At 73.2% G+C, this 16,963-nt stretch carries 13 protein-coding genes; 6 read left to right on the top strand and 7 right to left on the bottom strand.

From position 1 onward, the window contains the following. Positions 1-51: 51 nt before the first annotated feature. Entirely contained in the window at positions 52-393 is a 342-nt protein-coding gene (locus IF29_RS0121040) for an STAS domain-containing protein (protein ID WP_030257209.1), read from the top strand. A 199-nt stretch (positions 394-592) separates the two neighbouring features. Next, entirely contained in the window at positions 593-3,127 is a 2,535-nt protein-coding gene (locus IF29_RS0121035) for an ATP-binding protein (RefSeq protein ID WP_157623856.1), read from the top strand. Between the two features lie 38 nt (positions 3,128-3,165). Here the strand turns inward: IF29_RS0121035 and nucS are convergent, their stop codons facing one another. Next, entirely contained in the window at positions 3,166-3,825 is a 660-nt protein-coding gene (gene nucS, locus IF29_RS0121030) for an endonuclease NucS (protein WP_030257204.1), read from the bottom strand. Positions 3,826-4,349: 524 nt separating this feature from the next. Between nucS and IF29_RS0121025 the strand changes: the two genes are divergently transcribed. After that, positions 4,350-4,742 carry an SCO5389 family protein gene (locus IF29_RS0121025; protein WP_030257202.1) on the top strand — a complete coding sequence of 131 codons (393 nt, stop codon included), beginning with the start codon at positions 4,350-4,352 and terminating at the stop codon, positions 4,740-4,742. Between the two features lie 105 nt (positions 4,743-4,847). Here the strand turns inward: IF29_RS0121025 and IF29_RS0121020 are convergent, their stop codons facing one another. After that, positions 4,848-5,942, bottom strand: a complete 1,095-nt coding sequence (locus IF29_RS0121020) for an LLM class flavin-dependent oxidoreductase (RefSeq protein ID WP_030257199.1) — start codon at positions 5,940-5,942, stop codon at positions 4,848-4,850. A gap of 368 nt (positions 5,943-6,310) precedes the next feature. Between IF29_RS0121020 and IF29_RS0121015 the strand changes: the two genes are divergently transcribed. Then, the gene (locus tag IF29_RS0121015) at positions 6,311-6,649 is read left to right on the top strand and encodes a hypothetical protein (protein WP_030257196.1); all 339 of its coding nucleotides are present in this window, start codon (positions 6,311-6,313) and stop codon (positions 6,647-6,649) included. A 14-nt stretch (positions 6,650-6,663) separates the two neighbouring features. Here IF29_RS0121015 and IF29_RS0121010 read toward each other — a convergent pair whose 3' ends face one another. Beyond that, positions 6,664-7,431, bottom strand: coding sequence for an ABC transporter permease (locus IF29_RS0121010; RefSeq protein WP_030257193.1), 768 nt, complete (start codon positions 7,429-7,431; stop codon positions 6,664-6,666). Between the two features lies 1 nt (position 7,432). After that, the gene (locus IF29_RS0121005; protein WP_030257190.1) at positions 7,433-8,467 is read right to left on the bottom strand and encodes an ABC transporter ATP-binding protein; all 1,035 of its coding nucleotides are present in this window, start codon (positions 8,465-8,467) and stop codon (positions 7,433-7,435) included. Between the two features lie 130 nt (positions 8,468-8,597). Here IF29_RS0121005 and IF29_RS0121000 point away from each other — a divergent pair, with 130 nt between their 5' ends. Next, complete coding sequence (locus IF29_RS0121000; protein WP_030257189.1) at positions 8,598-9,401, top strand: alpha/beta fold hydrolase; 804 nt, start codon at positions 8,598-8,600, stop codon at positions 9,399-9,401. Between the two features lie 186 nt (positions 9,402-9,587). On the opposite strand, the gene IF29_RS0120995 is transcribed toward IF29_RS0121000, so the two are convergent. The 3 genes from IF29_RS0120995 to mce all read right to left on the bottom strand — a co-directional run bounded on the left by IF29_RS0120995 (position 9,588) and on the right by mce (position 15,519). Then, positions 9,588-10,523, bottom strand: a complete 936-nt coding sequence (locus IF29_RS0120995; protein WP_030257186.1) for a coiled-coil domain-containing protein — start codon at positions 10,521-10,523, stop codon at positions 9,588-9,590. A 111-nt stretch (positions 10,524-10,634) separates the two neighbouring features. Continuing rightward, complete coding sequence (locus tag IF29_RS0120990; protein WP_063757564.1) at positions 10,635-14,825, bottom strand: hypothetical protein; 4,191 nt, start codon at positions 14,823-14,825, stop codon at positions 10,635-10,637. Positions 14,826-15,087: 262 nt separating this feature from the next. Next, positions 15,088-15,519, bottom strand: a complete 432-nt coding sequence (gene mce, locus IF29_RS0120985) for a methylmalonyl-CoA epimerase (protein ID WP_030257179.1) — start codon at positions 15,517-15,519, stop codon at positions 15,088-15,090. A 201-nt stretch (positions 15,520-15,720) separates the two neighbouring features. Here mce and IF29_RS0120980 point away from each other — a divergent pair, with 201 nt between their 5' ends. Next, complete coding sequence (locus tag IF29_RS0120980; RefSeq protein ID WP_030257177.1) at positions 15,721-16,899, top strand: acetyl-CoA C-acetyltransferase; 1,179 nt, start codon at positions 15,721-15,723, stop codon at positions 16,897-16,899. The last annotated feature ends 64 nt before the right edge of the window (positions 16,900-16,963 follow it).

Genomic DNA, 16,963 nt, shown 5'->3' with positions numbered 1-16,963 from the left:
GTTCCGCGTCAGATGAGAGAAGCATCAGTTCAACGCCACGGAGGAGCACGTATGCGGATCAGAGGTGACCACGCCCTGCTGGCCATCGAGGGCCGCCTCGACGTGCGCTCCGCGGCCGACGCCCGATCGGTGCTGCACCAGGCCGTCGACTACGGGCGCGGCGATCTGGTGCTGGACCTCTCCCGGCTGGAGTCCTGGGACGCCACCGGGCTCGGCGTGATCATGGGCACCCACCGCAGGGCCGGCCGCGGCGGTCGCCGGCTGGTGCTGCGCGGGGTGCCGGCGCAGTTGCAGCGGCTGCTGGTGGCGACCCGGCTGCACCGCATCCTGGCCATCGAGGGATACGTCCCGGAGGCCTTCGCCGCCGAACCGGCGGTCTCCTCGGTCCAGTAGCACCCGGTCAAGGCCAGGTCGCAGGGGTCCCAGTATGACTTTCGCATAACGGTGTCCCCCAGAGACTCGCCCCGGCGTGTACGGCTGCGACAGAGTGTGCGAAAGTCCGGGGACCGGTGAGCTCATTGGGATGCGGGCGCATGCGCAGGCACAGCGCGGACAGGGCCCGGGCCGGGACGGCCCGGGGCGAAAGAGGATCATGAACCCACACAGCGTGGGCGGTGGCGCAGGCCAGGACGGACGCCCCTCGCACGACACCGAGTCGCCGACACTGGCCTTCATACCCCCGTCCGACCCGACGGCCAGGCATTCCGGCGGCGCTTCCACCGAGCTCGCCCGGATCGTCTCCTCCCACACCAAGGAACTGGAACCGGCCGCGCCTCCGAGCGGCGCCGCCGAGGGCAGGACCGACGGCAGCGGCCGGGCCGGCACCGTCGTCGCCGGGGAGCTGCGGCTGGTCGTGAACGCACCGGACGGCAGCAGCGCCACCGCCTGCCCGCCGGACCAGCGCCCGCAGCCGGTCCAGGCCCCGGTCGACTCCACCGTCCGGCCCCGCAGCGTGAGCGGCCTGCTGGAACGGGACGCCCTGTGCGAGCGGCTGCGCGGGCAGCTGCTGGAGGGCCGCTCGATCCGGCTGATCGGCGCCGCCGGCTCCGGCCGCTCGGCCATCCTGGACGCGGTCGCCTCGGCCTGCTCCGGGCTGGCGCCCGCCGGGGTGATCCGGCTCAGCGGCTGCTTCCGCACCCCGGCCGACCTGCTCCAGGACCTGTTCGCGGCCGCCTACGACTGCCCGGGATTCCGTCCGGGCCGCGCGCTGGCCCCGGAGATCATGCGCGACCTGTGCGCCATCGTGGTCATCGACGACGTCGAGTTCGGCGGCGAGGCGCTGGAGGAGCTGATCTCGTCGGCGCCCGAGAGCGCCTTCCTGCTCAGCTCCACCCCGGCGGCCGCGGCTCCGGTCGGCGACGGCGCGGGGGAGAACCGGCGGCTGGAGGACAGCAGGCTCCCGGGTCTGTCCCGGCAGTCCTCGCTGGCCCTGCTGGCGCGGCTGGCCGGCCGCACCCTGGACGAGACCGAGCGCGCCTGGGCCGTCGACCTCTGGTTCGAGTCCGAGGGCCTGCCGCTGCGCTTCGTCCAGGCCGCCGCCCTGCTGCGGCACCGCGAGGCCGCCATCGAGGCGATGGCGGCGTTCGCGCCCGAGGAGGACGGCCCGGACGCCGCACCGCAGTTGACGCCCGGCAGCTTCGAGGCCTACCTGCGGCAGCACGGCGGTGCCGGCGGCTCCGGGGAGGCCGGCGAGGCCGCGCTGCCCGATCCGGTGCCGCTGCCCTCGGTGGCGGAGAGCGCCGCCCCGGCACTGCGGATCGCCCGCGGGCTGAGCACCGGGGCCCGGCGCACCCTGCTGCTGGCCGCCGCGCTCGGCGGGGTCTGCCCGAGCGCACCGCACCTGCCCGCGCTGGTCGACGTCGGCCACGGCGAGGTGGCGCTGGAGGAACTGGTCGAGGCCGGACTCGCGGCCCCGGTCGGCGCCCACCACCGGCTGGTCGACGGCGTCGCCGACCTGGTCGCCGGCGAGTGGCCGGTGCAGACGGCCCTGCGCGCGGCGGCCCAGCACTTCACCTGGTGGACCGGGCACGCCTCGGTGACGGAGCAGCAGATCGCCGACGAGGCCGAGGTGCTGCTGGCGACCATGCACGCGGACCGCGAGGCGGGCCGGCACCGCCAGGTGGTGCTGCTGGCCCGGGCCTGCGCCCCGGCCTTCGCACTGGCGCTGCGCTGGGGCGCGTGGGAACGCGCGCTGCGGTTCGGCCTGGAGTCGGCGCGGGCCACCGCCGGTGTCGCCGAGGAGGCCTGGTTCCACCACGAACTCGGGGTGCTGGCGCTGTGCGTGGGCGCCTTCGACCGCTCCCGTGCGGAACTGGAGGCGTCGGTGGCGCTGCGCGGCGCCCTGGGCGACGCCAGGGGCTCCGCCGCGGGCCGGGCCGCCCTGCACCAGTTGGACGCCGCAGCGGCCCGCCAGGGCGGCCGCCTGGTGGCCGTGAGCGGCCGGAGCGGGTCCGGACTGACCGGACTGCGGCGGGTGCTGCCGTTCGCTCGGCCGGCGCTGCGGCGGACGGTGCAGCGGCGCAGCTTCGCCGACAACTCGGTGTCCCGGCGTCAGATCGTGCTGGCCACCGTGGCCGTGGTGGCGATGGGCGCACTGGGCGCGGCCGCCGCCTACGGCATCGGGGCGTTCCAGCAGACCGGCGCCGGCAGCGGCGTGGTGGACCAGAACGTGGGCACCACGGCGCCGCAGAGCACCGGGTCGACCGACCCGGCCGGGATCCCGGCGGCGAGCGACTCGTCCTCCGCGAGCACCTCGGCCTCGGCCTCCCCGTCCGGATCGGCGTCCGCCTCGGCCTCCGGCGGCGCGACCTCCGGGAGCACCGGGTCGAGCGGACCGGGCAGTTCCCAGGGGACCGGGCCCACCGGTGGCGCGTCGGGGCAGAGCAGCAGCCCCAGCGACCCGGTGCACTCGTCGCACCCGGCCGGCCACTCGTCGAGCCCGAGTCTGAGCCCCAGCAGCCCGGCCCCCTCGAAGTCGCCGAGCGCGAGCAGCTCGCCGTCGGCCAGCGCCTCCGCCTCGGCCAGTGCCTCCGCGAGCGCCTCGGCCTCGTCGACCTCGGGCACCACCGGGGCCACCAGTACCTCGGTGCTGGCGGACAGCGCTCCCACGGCCCCGGTGACGCCCTGACCCCGGTGCCGCCCTGACGCACGGCGGGGACGGCAGGCTCAGAACAGTTTGAGCTTGTCGTCCTCGATGCCGCGCAGTCCGTCGTAGTCCAGCACCACGCAGGAGATGCCGCGGTCCGCGGCCAGCACCCGGGCCTGCGGCTTGATCTGCTGGGCGGCGAAGACGCCCTTGACCGGTGCCAGCAGCGGGTCCCGGTTGAGCAGTTCCAGGTAGCGGGTGAGCTGCTCCACCCCGTCGATCTCGCCGCGCCGCTTGATCTCCACCGCGACGGTGACCCCCTCGTCGTCGCGGCAGAGGATGTCCACCGGGCCGATCGCGGTCGGGTACTCGCGCCGGATCAGCTTCCAGCCGGCGCCGAGCACCTCCATCCGGTCCGCCAGCAGCTCCTGGAGGTGCGCCTCGACGCCGTCCTTGATCAGACCGGGGTCCACGCCGAGTTCGTGCGAGGAGTCCAGCATGACCTCCTCCAGGGTGATGATCAGTTTCTCGCCACCCTTGTTCTCGACGGTCCACCTGCCCTCCTCCTCCTTGAGGGAGCAGGGCGGTGACATCCAGTTGAGCGGCTTGTAGGCGCGGTCATCGGAGTGGATCGCGACGCTGCCGTCGGATTTCACCAGGATGAGCCGGGGGGCGGACGGCAGGTGGGCGGTGAGCCGTCCCGCGTAGTCGACGGAACAGCGGGCAATCACGAGACGCATGGCCGACCACGCTAGCCCACCGGAGCCATTCGGAGCGATTCGGTCACCCGGTGATGATCGTCGCGAACGGTGTGTGTGCGGGGCCGCGTTCTGGACATACGAGGGGCTGCACATATGGTGCGTGCGCACACCGTGCCCTACGGTGAGTCACGGGACGTGACGGAGAGGGGGGACAGCATGGACAGCCGGACCGACCTGTCTCGATGGGAAGGATCTGGCCGGACTCGGGCCGGAATGTGTGGTTCCGCCCCCTGCGCGCAGTTTCCCTGCGAACCTGTTCTGTACGTCTCCCTCTGCTCCCCGGACAGCTGGGGCACAGGAGTTGGACGGTACGGGCGTGTACGTACCGACGTCGGGTGCCCTCCCGGTCCGGTGCGTGCGCGTCAGGCGCAACAGCACCACGGCACGGCAGCAAGCCAGCAAGGCACAGCAACACGGCACAGCACCTTCGCACAGCAGCGCCCCCGCGCTGTGGCACCACCTCGTGAGCCGTCCGGTCCGCGAGGTCCGCGAGAGGAGAACCCATGTCGCTCGACGTCTCACCGGCCCTGCTCGAGAAGGCCGAGCGAGGCGAGGTCGATGAGAGGGAATTCGTCGACTGCGTCCGCAACTCCCTGCCCTACGCCTGGGCCCTGATCAGTTCGCTGGTCGCCCAGCAGAAGGTCGACGGCAGCGAGTTCGCCGACAACCAGGTCCCGCCGCCCTCGGAGCAGGCACGTGGCCAGCTGCTCCGCGCGTTGGCGAGTGATGCGATCCGGGGATCGCTGGAGCGGCACTTCGGTGTCCGCCTGGCGTTCCAGAACTGCCACCGGGTCGCGGTGTTCCCGCCGGGCCCGGGTTCGGAGGCCCGGTACGCCCTTTTCACCTCCGTGCGCGCCCAACTGCTCAACCAGTCCGAGGAACTCAGGGACTGCTGAGCGCTTGAACGGCCGCTTGAACAGCTAGTCGAGCGCTGCCCGCACTCGGCAACGCGACCACTGGTCCGCCGACGTACCCCCGGATGTCGGCGGACCGGCGCGTTGTCAGGCCAGCAGCGGCAGCACCTCGGAGCCGAGCCGCTCGACATTGCGCAGCGTCAGTTCCCGGTCGCCGGAGCCCTCCACCAGCAGGGCGAAGCGACGCACCCCGGTGCGCTCGGCGGTGGCCGCCAGCCGGTCGGCGCAGAGCCTGGGCGTGCCCACCGCGTGCAGGTCGCAGAGCAGCTCGGTGTACTCGTGCGGATCGCGCATCCGCCGCTCGCGGCCGTCCACCGTGCGGTGCGCGGACAGGCCGTAGTGCAGCCAGCCCGGCATCGACTTGAGCAGCACCCGGCGGGCCTCGGCACCGCTGTCCTCGATCTGGGCCACGCCGGCCGCCATGTGCTCGGCCTCCACCCGCTCGATCTGCTCCTGGGTCCGCCCGGCCTCGCGTGCGGCCTTCCGGTAGGCGGCGACCATGGCGGCCTTGTCCTCGTCGCCGGAGTGCATCCCCAGCAGCATCGGCAGGCCGCGTTCGGCGGCCAGTCTGACGGTGCCCAGCGAGGTGCAGGCCACCTGCACCGGCGGTCCGTCGCCGCCGGCCCGGGGGCGCACCCCGGCGTACTCCGGGCCGCGGGCCCCGCCGAGGGCGGGGAACGGCAGCGGCTGCTCGGTGGCCCTGGGCACCACGGCGACCTCGGGGAAGCTGTAGCGGGGCCCGGAGGCGCCCACCCTGGCCGAGCGCAGCCAGCGCAGCAGCAGGTCCAACGACTCGGTGAAGCCGCTCTCGTAGGCTTCCGCGCCGGCGCCGAACACCTCCAGGTCCACCCAGGGGCCGCCACGGCCCACGCCGAGCGTGAACCGGCCGCCGGAGGTGAGGTGCAGCAGCGCGGCCTGCTCGCCGAGCGCCACCGGGTGCTGGGTTGGCAGCACGCTCACCGCGGTGCCGATCCGGATCCTGCTGGTACGGCCGAGCAGCAGCGCGGCGAGGGTGGCGGCCGAGGGGCAGACGCCGTAGGGCACGAAGTGGTGCTCGGCCAGCCAGACGCTGTCCAGCCCGGCGTGCTCGGCGGCGACCGCCGCCGAGACGGCGCGGTCCAGCGCTTCGGCGTGGCCCTGGCCGGGGAACTGCGCGGCGAGCAGGAAGGCGCCGGTGCGGATCGGCCCCGGACCGCTGCGGACCGCGGCGGGGGCGGTGCGCTGGCGCGGCACCCGCATCCGGGCGCCGAGGTCCGGGGTGTCGCCGCTTCTGGACGCGGCGGTGCGGACGGTTCTGGTCCTACTGGGCATGAGGGGAATCAGCTCCTAGGTCCCGCGGGGAACTTCGGTCCCGCATCTCCCTCTGGAGTAACTCATGTCATGTGCCGCTGGCACACGGATTCGGGCCCGCGAGCCCGATAACGGGTGGAAATGACGCCTCACCCTGGATCTGCGAGAGATCTTGTGCTAAAGGGGAATTTGGGACGCTATCGTTGTTTTCACCGGCCCCCTCAAGGGGTCCAGCATCCCCCATCTACCCAGGGAGTCCCGTGTCACCGCGCCGAAGTCGCCCCCGGAGGAGTGAGCAGCCGGAACCGCGTTCGGGCGGCTACAGCGGGCTGGGCTGGACCCTGGGACAGACCGACAGCTACGGCGGCGAGGACTGGCAGGTGCGCCCGGTCGCCGGGGACAGCGGCAAGTCCTACCGCTGCCCCGGCTGCGACCAGGAGATCCCGCCCGGCGTCGGCCACCTGGTGGTCTGGCCGCTGACCTCGGTCAGCGGCACGGCCGGGGTGGACGACCGGCGGCACTGGCACCGCGCCTGCTGGAACGCCCGCGAGCGGCGCTCGGCGGCCGTCCAACGCGGCCGCAACGCTCCGAAGTACTAGGAAGTACCGGACCGTCAGGCGTCCCGCCGCTTCAGCAGGGCGTACCCGCCGAGCAGGCAGGCCGCGGCCCAGGCCAGGCAGATGAAGAAGCCGGCCAGCGGGCCGTAGGGCACCGAGGTGCTGGGCACCACGTGGACCATCTGCGATCCGGCGGTGTCCGGGAAGTAGCGCGCGACGTTCTTGACCTTGGGTACGGCGGACAGGATCGGCGAGATCAGGAAGAAGAACGGCATCAACAGCCCCAGCGAGAGCACCGGCTTGCGCAGCATGAAGCCCACGCCCAGGGACAGCAGCGCGATCAGCGTCATGTAGAGCGCCATCCCGACCACCGCGCGCAGTACGCCGTGGTCGCCGATCGACACGTTGTGGTCGCCGAGCAGGGCCTGGCCCAGGAAGAAGGTGACGAAGCTGGTCACCAGGGCGACCGGCAGCACCAGCAGCAGCACCACGGCGGTCTTGGCGAGCAGCAGGGTGGCCCGCTGCGGGACGGCGGCCAGGGTGGCCCGGATCATCCCGCTGCTGTACTCGTTGCCGACCACCAGCACCGCGAAGACGATGACGGCCAGCTGGCCCAGGTAGACGCCGGAGAAGCTGGTGGAGGTGGCGTCGAAGGTGAGCCGGTCGCTCTCGGACATGCTGTTCCACTGGCTGTTGGTGACCGCGGAGATCACCGCGCCCAGGCCCGCCGTCACCACGAAGGCCACCAGCAGGGTGATCCAGGTGGACTTGACCGTCTTGACCTTGACCCACTCGGAGAGCAGGACCGCACTGAAGTCGCCCATCTCAGCTCTCCTTCCGGCGCTTGCCGCCCGGCTGCTGCCACTGCGCGCCCCAGCCGCCTCCGCCGCCGTCCTCGGGCGGGGGCGGTGCGATGCCGGCCGCGTTACCCGGATTGACCGGGATGGCGGAGCCGTCGGCGCCGGTCCGGTACTCCACCGAGTCCGCGGTCATCTGCATGAAGGCCTCCTCCAGCGACGCCCGCTGGGGGCTGAGTTCGTGCAGGGCGATGCCGTGGTCGCGGGCCAGGTCGCCGATGGTGGCCGGGTCGCCGTCGACGACCTCGAAGCCGCCGTCGGCGAGCGGCCTGGAGGTGATGCCCGCGGTCGCCAGCGCCTCCAGCAGGGCCTCCGGCTGCGGGGTGCGGACCCGGACGAAGCCGTGCGAGTTCTGGTCGATGAACTCGTCCATCGACAGGTTGGCGAGCAGCCGGCCCTGGCCGATGACCACCAGGTGATCCGCCGTCAGCGCCATCTCGCTCATCAGGTGCGAGGAGACGAAGACCGTGCGGCCCTCCTGGGCCAGCAGCTTCATCAGGTTGCGGACCCAGAGGATGCCCTCCGGGTCGAGGCCGTTGACCGGTTCGTCGAACATCAGGATCTTGGGGTCCCCGAGCAGCGCGGCGGCGATGCCCAGCCGCTGGCCCATGCCCAGCGAGAAGCCGCCGGACTTGCGCTTGGCGACCTCGCGCAGCCCCACCATGCCAAGCACCTCGTCGACCCGCCCGACCGGGATGCGGTTGCTCCTGGCGAGCCACAGCAGGTGGTTGTAGGCGGTGCGGCCCGGGTGCACGGCCTTGGCCTCCAGCAGCGCGCCGATGTGCTTCAGCGGCTGCCGCAGCTGGTGGTAGGCCCTGCCGTCGATGGTGACGCTGCCGCTGGTGGGGCGGTCCAGGTCCAGCATCATCCGCATGGTGGTGGACTTGCCCGCGCCGTTGGGACCGAGGAAGCCGGTGACCACGCCCTGGGGGACCTGGAAGCTGAGCCCGTCCACGGCGAGCTTGTCGCCGTACCGTTTGGTCAGCTCATGGACCTCGATCATCCCTGCTCCTCAATCCGCCCGTTCCTGGTCACTGTGCGTCAGACTAGGGCAGAAGGGGGCGGGATGCCGGTTCGATAGGGCCGACCGGTCGCTCCCGGCCATCGGCATCCGGCGCGCATAGGCTTCCGGCATGACCGATCGCATCTCCGTACGTGAGGCCGGCCACGGCACCCCCCTCGTGCTGCTGCACGCCTTCCCGCTGTCCTCCCGGATGTGGCGGGAGCAGTTGGACGAGCTGCCGGGAGCCGACGGATCCGAGGCCCGGGTCCTCGCCGTGGACCTGCGCGGCTTCGGCGGCACCGAACTGGGCGACGACGAGCCCTCGCTGGACCTGCTGGCCGACGACGTGGCCCTGCTGCTGGACCGGGCCGGGATCGAGCGGGCGGTCGTCGGCGGGCTGTCCATGGGCGGCTACGTCGCCATGGCGCTGGCCCGCCGCCATCCTGACCGGCTGTCAGGGCTGCTGCTCGCCGACACCAAGGCCACCGCGGACACCGAGCAGGCCCGGGCCAACCGCGAGCGGGTCGCGGCGGCGGTGCTGGCCAGGGACAGCGTGCGGCTGCTGGTGGACGAGCAGGTGCCCTCCCCGTTGCTCGGGGCCACCTCGGTGCGGGAGCGGCCGCGGCTGGAGGAGCGGCTGCGGGCGATGGTCGAGGAGGCCTCGCCACGGGCGGTGGCCTGGGCCCAACGCGCGATGGCGTCCCGCCCGGGTTCACTGGACGTCCTGGCCGGGGTACAGGTCCCGGCGCTGGTCCTGGTCGGCGAGGAGGACGCGATCACTCCGCCGAGCGACGCCGAGGCGATGGCTGCGGTACTTCCCGACGTGGTCCTGACGGTCCTTCCGGCAGTGGGGCACCTCTCGGCGATGGAGTCGCCTGACGCCTTCAACTGGGCCGTACGGGGGCTGCTGGCGCGGGTGGAGGCTTCCGGCTGACGGTCTGTGGGTGGCTGGCCGCGCAGTTCCCCGCGCCCCTAGGTAGTGCAACTTGCCCACTGTGGGTCAGTTGCAGCCCCCCAGGGGCGCGGGGAACTGCGCGACCAACCATCTACGGGCCCGCAGACGAAAACCCGGTCCGTACCCCCCGCAGAAAAGAGGGGTGGACCGGGCCTTCGTGGAGCGTTACCGCGACTGCTGGGCGGGGACCCCGCGGGTCAGCGAGTCGTCGTCGGGCAGGGTCGCCGCGGCGACAGCCGCACCCGTGAGGGTGGCCAGCATCTCGCGGACATTGGTGAGCTGCGCGTTGATGCTGTCCCGACGGTTCGTCAGGGCGGCCAGCTCGCGCTCGGACTCGCTGCGGATGCGGTCCGCCTTGGCGTTGGCGTCCGCGACGATGTCCTCGGACTGGCGCTGGGCCGTCTCGACGGTCTGCCGGGCGCGGCGCTCGGCGTCCGTACGCAGCTTCTCCGCCTCCAGGCGGAGCTGCTCCGCGCGGTGCTCGATCTCCGCGAGGCGCTTCTCGGCCTTGGCCTGACGGGCAGCCAGATCACGCTCGGACTGCTCGCGACGCTTGGCCAGGTTGGTCTCGAAGTCCGCGGCGGCCTGGGCCGCCTTGGCGCGGGTCTCCTCGAAGAGGGCGTCGGCCTCCTCGCGCTTGTTCTGCGCGTCCTTGGTGGCCTCGGCGCGCAGCTGGGTCGAGTCGGTCTTCGCCTTGTCGACGATGCGCTGGCCCTCGTCCTCGGCCTTGGCCTTGCGGTCCTTGGCGTAGGTCTCGGCCTCGCTGCGGACCTGCTGCGCGGCGGCCTCGGCGAGCTCGCGGTGCTGCTCGGCGGCGCGACGGGCCTCCTCGCGCAGGTCCTTCGCCTCCTCCTCGGCCAGGCGCAGGATCTTCTCGACGCGTGCGCCGAGACCCGCGTACGACGGCTCCGAGTCGGTGACCTGGGCCTGCGCGTTCTGCGTTTCGAGGTGAAGCTCCTCGATGCGCTTCTCGAGTGCGGTGATGCGGGCGAGGGCGCTGTCCCGGTCTGCGACCAGCTTGCTGATGCGCTCGTCGACCTGAGCACGCTCGTACCCGCGGCGCACGGTGTCGAAGCCGTGCGGAGAGTGTGGATCGCTCATGGGGTGGAGTTCCTGTCGTATGCCCGGTGAGGTGTGAGGTGAATAGGCGAATCCTGGCACGGATTCGGAGTGTCATCGGCTGAAAGCCCATGAAGAGTGGAGAATGTCCGCTCAATCGGGTGGTGCGGCGTCTCTGTGTTTGTCCCCCAGACGGGTTCCGCCCGCCCGGGTCGCGCCCGCGCCGACCCCCGCCGGGGACGCGCCCCGGCCGCCGCTCCGACCGCCGTCGGACCCGTTGTTGCTTCCCCCGTTGCTCTTGCCCGCCCCGGACCCTGACGGAGCCTCGAAGGACTCCAGGGCCTGCAGGACATCCTGCACCCGGGCGATCTCGGTGTTGATGTCCTTCCTGCGGTTGACGAGCTCGTCGAGTTCACGACGGCCCTCGTCGGTGATCCGCTGGGCTTCCGCCAGCGCCTCGTCGGTGAGCTGCTCGGACTCCTCGCGGGCCCGGGCGATCTCCTCCTGCGCGGCCTGGACGGCCTCCTTGCGGATCCGCTCCGCGGCCTCGGCGGCAGCGGCACGCAGCTGCTCCGCCTCGGTCCTGGCCGTGGCCAGGTGCTCCGCGGCCTCGGCCTCGCGGGCCTCCGCCGTGGCGGTGGACCCGCTGAGCTTCTGCTCCGCCTCCTTCAGCAGCGCCTCCGCCTTGCGGACGGCTGCCAGGCGGACCTTGCTCGCCTCCGTCGACGCGTCGGACTGCGTCTCCGCAGCCTCCCGCTCGGCGGCGGCGACAAGCTCTCCGGCCTTCTCCTCGGCGTCGGTGACCAGTTTGGCCGCCCGGGACTGCGCCTCGGCGAGGGCCTTGGCGGCCCGCTGCTGGGCGTCGTCGACCTGCTCGGTGGCCGCGGCCACCAGCTTGTCCACGCGCTCCCCGGCAGCCTTCATGGCCTCGGCGGACTCCTTGCGGGCCCGCTCGTGCAGTGCGGTGGTCTCGGCGTCGGTGCGGTCCCGGAGCTCCTCGGCGCGTTCCCGTATGGCGGTGGCGTCCCTGCGGGCCTCCACCAGCATCACGTCCGCGTCCGAGCGGGCCCGCTCGACCAGCGCCGCGCCCTCCGCCGCGCCCTCGGCGGCCAGCCGCTCGGCCTCCTTGCGGGCGGCCGACACCATGGCGTCGGCCTGCTCCTCGGCGGCGGCGGTGGTCGCCAGCGCCGCGGTCTCGGCGTCACCGGTCACCGAGTCGGCCAGGGCCTGCGCCTCGTCGATGACCCGGGCCGCCTCGGCCCGGCCGGCGGCCCTGACCGCCTCGGCCTCCTGAACCAGCCGCTGCCGCTCGGCCTCCGCGGCCTGGTCCAGCCGCTCCCGCTCGGCCTGCGCGACCGCCCTGAGCTCGGCGCCGTCGGCCTGGGCCTGCGCCAACTCGGCCTCGGCCTCGGCGCGCAGCCGCGCGGCCTCGGCGGCGGCCTGCTCCCGGATCTCCGCAGCCGCGGCCGCCGCGCTCTCGCGCAGCTCGGCGGTCTCCCGCTCGGCGGTGGCGCGCAGCTGCGTGGTCTGGCTCTCGGCGGCCTCGTACATGCCGGCCACGGACTGCCGCACCTGGGCGGCCTCGTCCTCGGCCGCCGCCACCGCGGCCGCCGCGGCCTGCTCGGCCTCGGCCCGCACCCTGGCGGCTTCGCCGGTCGCCAACTCCCGTACCTGGAGCGCCTCGCGCTCGGCATCGGCCTGCAGCTGGGCCCGTTCGCGCTCGGCCTGCGCCCCGGTCTCGGCGATCTCCGCCTTCAACTGCGCGGCCTCGTCCCGGGCCGCCGCCAGCAACTCGTCCCGCTCGGCCTCGCCCTGCGCCGCGGCCGTGACGGACTCCGCCCGCAGCCGCTCGGCCTCCGCCTGTGCCGCGCCCAGCAGTTCGGCCCGCTCCGCCTCGCCCCGGGCGGCGGCGTCGAGCGCCTCGGTCTGCAGCCGCTCGGCCTCCGCCCGTGCGGCGCCCAGCAGTTCGGCCCGCTCCGCCTCGCCCCGGGCGTTGGCCTCGGCGACCTCGGCCCGCAGCCGGTCGATCTCCTCGCCCTGCCGCCGGGCCTCGGACTCGGCGGCGGAACGCACACCCTCGCCCTCGGCGGCGGCCTCGGCCCGCATCCGTTCGGCATCCGCCTGGGCCGCGCCCAGCAGCTCGCCGCGCTCCCGTTCGCCCTGCGCCGCGGCCTCGGCGGCCTCGATCCGGATCCGCTCGGCCTCGTCGCCGGCCGCGGCCAGCGCCGCCGCGGCCTCCGCCTGCAACTGCTCGGCGTCGCCGCGGTGCCGCTGCGCCTCGGCGTACTCCGCCTCCGCCTGCGCGGCCGACTCCACCCGCAGCGCGGCCAGCTCGGTCTCGGCCTCGGCGAGCAGCCGCTCCCGCTCCACCCCGGCCTCGGCCAGCGCCGCCGCGGCGGCCGCCTCGTCCTCCTCGGCGCGGACCTTGCGGCGCTCCAGCTCCTCGGCCGCGTCCGCGTACGCCTGGCGGGACTCCTCGGCCAGCCGCTCGGCCTCCTCGGATGCCCGGGCGTGCTCCTCGCGGGACTGCTCCTGGAGCGCGGCCGCAGCCGCCGCGGCCTCCTCGCCCCGTTCCCTGGCCAGCTGCTCGGCGGCGGCCAGCACCTGGTCCCGCTCGTGCGCGGCGGCGGCCAGCAGCTCGGTCCGCTCCCGCTCGACCTGGGCGGCGACCTCGGCCGCCGCTGCCTCGGCCTGCTCGGCGCGCTCCCGGGCGGCCTGCTCGGCCGCCTCCAGGATCCGCTCCCGCTCCTGCTCCTGCGCCGCCGCGGCCTCGTCCCGCTCCTGCTGCGCGGTGTTCCGCAGCCGCTCGGCCTCGGCCCTGGCCCGCGCCAGCACCGCCTCCGCGCGGCCCTGCACCTCCTGGGCCTGCTCGTTGGCCCGCTCGCGCAGCTTCGCCAGCTCCACCGCCGCGCCGCCGCGCAGCTCGTCCGCGTCCGCCTTGGCCCGGACCAGCAGCTCCTCGGCGGTGCGGGCGGCCTCCTCGATCTGGGTTATGGCCTGCCGACGCGCCTCCCCGCGCACCTTCTCGGCCTCCACGGCGGCCTCGGCCCGCTGGGTCTCGGCCTCGGCCCGCAGCTCCGCCGCCGCGTCCTGGTGCGCCTGGATCTCCTCTATGACGCTGCCCTGCGCCTGCTCGGCCGCGGCCCGGCTCTCCGCCCGCAGCCGCTCCACCTCGGCCCGGGCCTCGGTGCGGATCCGCTCCGCCTCCTCGGCGGCGCTCGCGGTGGTCTCCTCGGCCTCCCGGGTGGCCCGGCTGAGCACATCCTCGGCGGTACGGGCGGCCTTCGCCAGGTGCACCGTCGCGCTCGCGGCGCCCTCGGTGCGGCCGGACTCCTCGGCCTCGCGCCGCAGCGCCTCGGCGGACTCCTCGGCCTCCGCGGTGAACCGCTCGACCTCGGCCCTGGCCTCCTCCATGAGCTGCTGGGCGTCCGCCCTGAGCTGCTCGGCCTCCCTGGTGGCCGTCGCCACCATCCGGGCCACCTCGGACTTGGCGGTGGCGGTCCGCTGCTCGCTGGAGGCCTCGACCTCGGACAGCCGGCGCGTGGCCGCCGCCTCGGCGTCCGCCTGCAGCTGCTGGGCCGCGGCCCGCAGCTCCTCGGCCTCGCGCCGGTACTGCTCGGCCTCCAGCCGCAGCGCCTCGATCTCGCCCTGCGCGGCCTGCAGCTGCTGGCCGGCCTCGCTCTGCGCGGACTGCTTGACGCTCTCGGCCCGCTGGGTGGCGTCCTGGGCCTGTGCGGCGGCCGCGCCGAGCAGCCGCTCGGCCTCGGTCCTGGCCCGCAGCAGCACCTGGTCGGCCTCGGCCCTGGTCGACTGCACGTCCGCGGCGACCTGCGAGGTCGCCTGCTCGGACACCGCCATCGCCTCGGCCCTGGCGGACGCCAGCAGCCGCTCGGCCTCGACCCGGGCCTCCTCCAGCACCCGCCGGGCCTGCTCCTCGGTCCCGGCTCGGGTCTGCTCGGCCCAGGAGACGTTCTCGTTCACATGCCGCTCGGCGTTGCGGCGCAGCTCGGCGAGCTCCTGCTCCAGCTGGCGACGCCGGTTCTCCGCCTCCGCGGCCCACTCGGCCTGCACCCGGGCGCTGCGCTCGGCGGCCTCGGCCATCACCCGCTGGGTGGTGTTCTGCGCCTCCAGGCGCATCCGCTCGGCGTCGGCCCGGAGCTGCTCCGCCTGCATCTCGGCGTTCCGCAGGATCTGCTCGGCCTGACCGGCCACGGAGTCGAACGCGCGCGGCTGGGCGAGCTGCCGACGCGACTCGTGCAGCTTCGCCCGAAGGACCTCCACCTGGTAGGCGAGGTCCTCGGCATGCGTGACGGCCTTCTCCCGCTCGGTTCGAAGCTTGTCCATCCTGGCTTCGAACTTGGAGAGCTGATCGTCAACCTCGTAGCCCCGCACTCCGCGGTCCCATCCGTCTCCTGGTCGGGTCGCCACCCCACGGCTTCGGCCGTCCGGGTGAGCTCCTTGATGTCATCGTGCCTTAGGGAGACATGGTGACAGATCCCGGGGACCCCGCTCACCCGCGTCCACCCACGCCCCCGCTATCCGGGCACCGCGGTATTTTCTCATGTCACGGGCCTGAAGCGCAGGGGGGTACGGGTGGCTTTTCAGGTTACTCGTGGGTCTTCCCGGACGTGACCAGTTCGGTGAGCACACCTCCGCAGTCCTTGGGGTGCAGGAAGGTGATACGCGACCCCATCGAGCCGATCCGCGGCTCGTCGTAGAGCACCCGCACACCCTTGTCCCGGATCGCCGCGGCGTCGCCGTCCACGTCCGCCGTCCCGAACGCGATGTGGTGCACCCCCTCGCCGTTCTTCGCAAGCCACTTCCCCACCGCGGAGTCCTCCCGGGTGGGCTCCAGCAGCTGCAGGTACGAGGCGCCGCCGTCACCGGTCTCGTTGATCTTGAGCATGGCCTCGCGCACCCCCTGCTCCTCGTTGACCTCGCTGTGGAACACCTCGAAGCCGTACGTGGCCCGGTAGAACTCCACAGTCTTGTCCAAATCGAAACAGGCGATACCGATGTGATCGATCCGAGTGAGCACGATTCCCTCCCTGAGGGCCTTGGAGTCCTCCAATGAAGCGTATGCGGCGCCCCCGGGTAAACCCACGTTAACCGTGCGCGTGATCACACTGCGTCAGCCGTGACGAAGGCGTTACGCGTCAGTATCTTGGCCTCAAACCCTGGATCGCAGAGACGTGGCAGCGTTGCGTTCAGACCCTCATCGCAGCAAAGGGGCTACGAAATGACCAATGTGATCGTCGCGGGCGCGCGCACTCCGATGGGCCGCCTGCTCGGCTCACTGAAGGGCTTCTCCGGAGCGGACCTCGGTGGCATCGCCATCAAGGAGGCCCTCTCCCGGGCGGGGATCACCGGCGACCAGGTCCAGTACGTGATCATGGGCCAGGTGCTGCAGGCCGGCGCCGGCCAGATCCCGGCCCGCCAGGCCGCGGTCAAGGCCGGCATCCCCATGAACGTCCCGGCCCTCACCATCAACAAGGTCTGCCTCTCCGGGCTGGACGCCATCGCCCTGGCCGACCAGCTGATCCGGGCCGGCGAGTTCGACATCGTCGTGGCCGGCGGCCAGGAGTCCATGACCAACGCCCCGCACCTGCTCCCCAAGTCCCGCGAGGGCTACAAGTACGGCGCGATCGAGATGCTCGACGCGATGGCCCACGACGGCCTCACCGACGCCTTCGACAACATCCCCATGGGCGAGTCCACCGAGACCCACAACACCCGCCTGGGCATCGACCGGGCCTCCCAGGACGCCGTCGCCGCGCGCTCGCACCAGCTCGCCGCCGCCGCGGCCAAGAACGGGGTGTTCGACGCGGAGATCGTCCCGGTGGAGATCCCGCAGCGGCGCGGCGAGGCGCTGCGCTTCGCCGCGGACGAGGGGGTCCGTCCGGAGACCACGGTGGAGTCGCTCGCCAAGCTGCGTCCGGCGTTCACCCGGGACGGCACGATCACTGCGGGGTCGGCCTCGCAGATCTCCGACGGCGCCGCCGCGGTGGTGGTGATGAGCAAGGCCAAGGCCGAGGAGCTGGGGCTCTCCTGGATCGCCGAGATCGGCGCCCACGGCAATGTGGCCGGCCCCGACAACTCGCTGCAGTCGCAGCCCTCCAACGCGATCCTCGCTGCGCTGGCCAAGGAGGGTCTCACCGTCGAGGACCTGGACCTGGTCGAGATCAACGAGGCGTTCGCCGCGGTCGCGGTGCAGTCGGTCAAGGACCTGGGGATTTCGCTCGACAAGGTGAACGTCAACGGCGGGGCCATCGCGCTGGGTCACCCGATCGGGATGTCCGGGGCTCGGTTGGTCTTGTCGCTGGCCCTTGAGCTGAAGCGGCGCGGCGGCGGTGTCGGTGCGGCGGCGCTGTGCGGTGGGGGCGGGCAGGGCGATGCCCTGATCGTTCGGGTGCGCTGAGGTTTCGCCTTCGGCGGGGGTTTGTGCAGTGGGGCGGGGGGGGGGCGGGGGGGGGGGGGGGGCT

This window comes from Streptacidiphilus jeojiense (genome assembly GCF_000719095.1).
Taxonomy (GTDB): Bacteria; Actinomycetota; Actinomycetes; order Streptomycetales; family Streptomycetaceae; genus Streptacidiphilus; species Streptacidiphilus jeojiensis.
This window is presented reverse-complemented; position numbering and strand designations above follow the sequence as displayed.

Coding starts and splice junctions, on each gene's coding strand:
- IF29_RS0121040 (WP_030257209.1), top strand. CDS start 52: ATGCGGATCAGAGGTGACCACGCCCTGCTGGCCATCGAGGGCCGCCTC.
- IF29_RS0121035 (WP_157623856.1), top strand. CDS start 593: ATGAACCCACACAGCGTGGGCGGTGGCGCAGGCCAGGACGGACGCCCC.
- nucS (WP_030257204.1), bottom strand. CDS start 3,825: ATGCGTCTCGTGATTGCCCGCTGTTCCGTCGACTACGCGGGACGGCTC.
- IF29_RS0121025 (WP_030257202.1), top strand. CDS start 4,350: ATGTCGCTCGACGTCTCACCGGCCCTGCTCGAGAAGGCCGAGCGAGGC.
- IF29_RS0121010 (WP_030257193.1), bottom strand. CDS start 7,431: ATGGGCGACTTCAGTGCGGTCCTGCTCTCCGAGTGGGTCAAGGTCAAG.
- IF29_RS0121005 (WP_030257190.1), bottom strand. CDS start 8,467: ATGATCGAGGTCCATGAGCTGACCAAACGGTACGGCGACAAGCTCGCC.
- IF29_RS0121000 (WP_030257189.1), top strand. CDS start 8,598: ATGACCGATCGCATCTCCGTACGTGAGGCCGGCCACGGCACCCCCCTC.
- IF29_RS0120995 (WP_030257186.1), bottom strand. CDS start 10,523: ATGAGCGATCCACACTCTCCGCACGGCTTCGACACCGTGCGCCGCGGG.
- IF29_RS0120990 (WP_063757564.1), bottom strand. CDS start 14,825: ATGGACAAGCTTCGAACCGAGCGGGAGAAGGCCGTCACGCATGCCGAG.
- IF29_RS0120980 (WP_030257177.1), top strand. CDS start 15,721: ATGACCAATGTGATCGTCGCGGGCGCGCGCACTCCGATGGGCCGCCTG.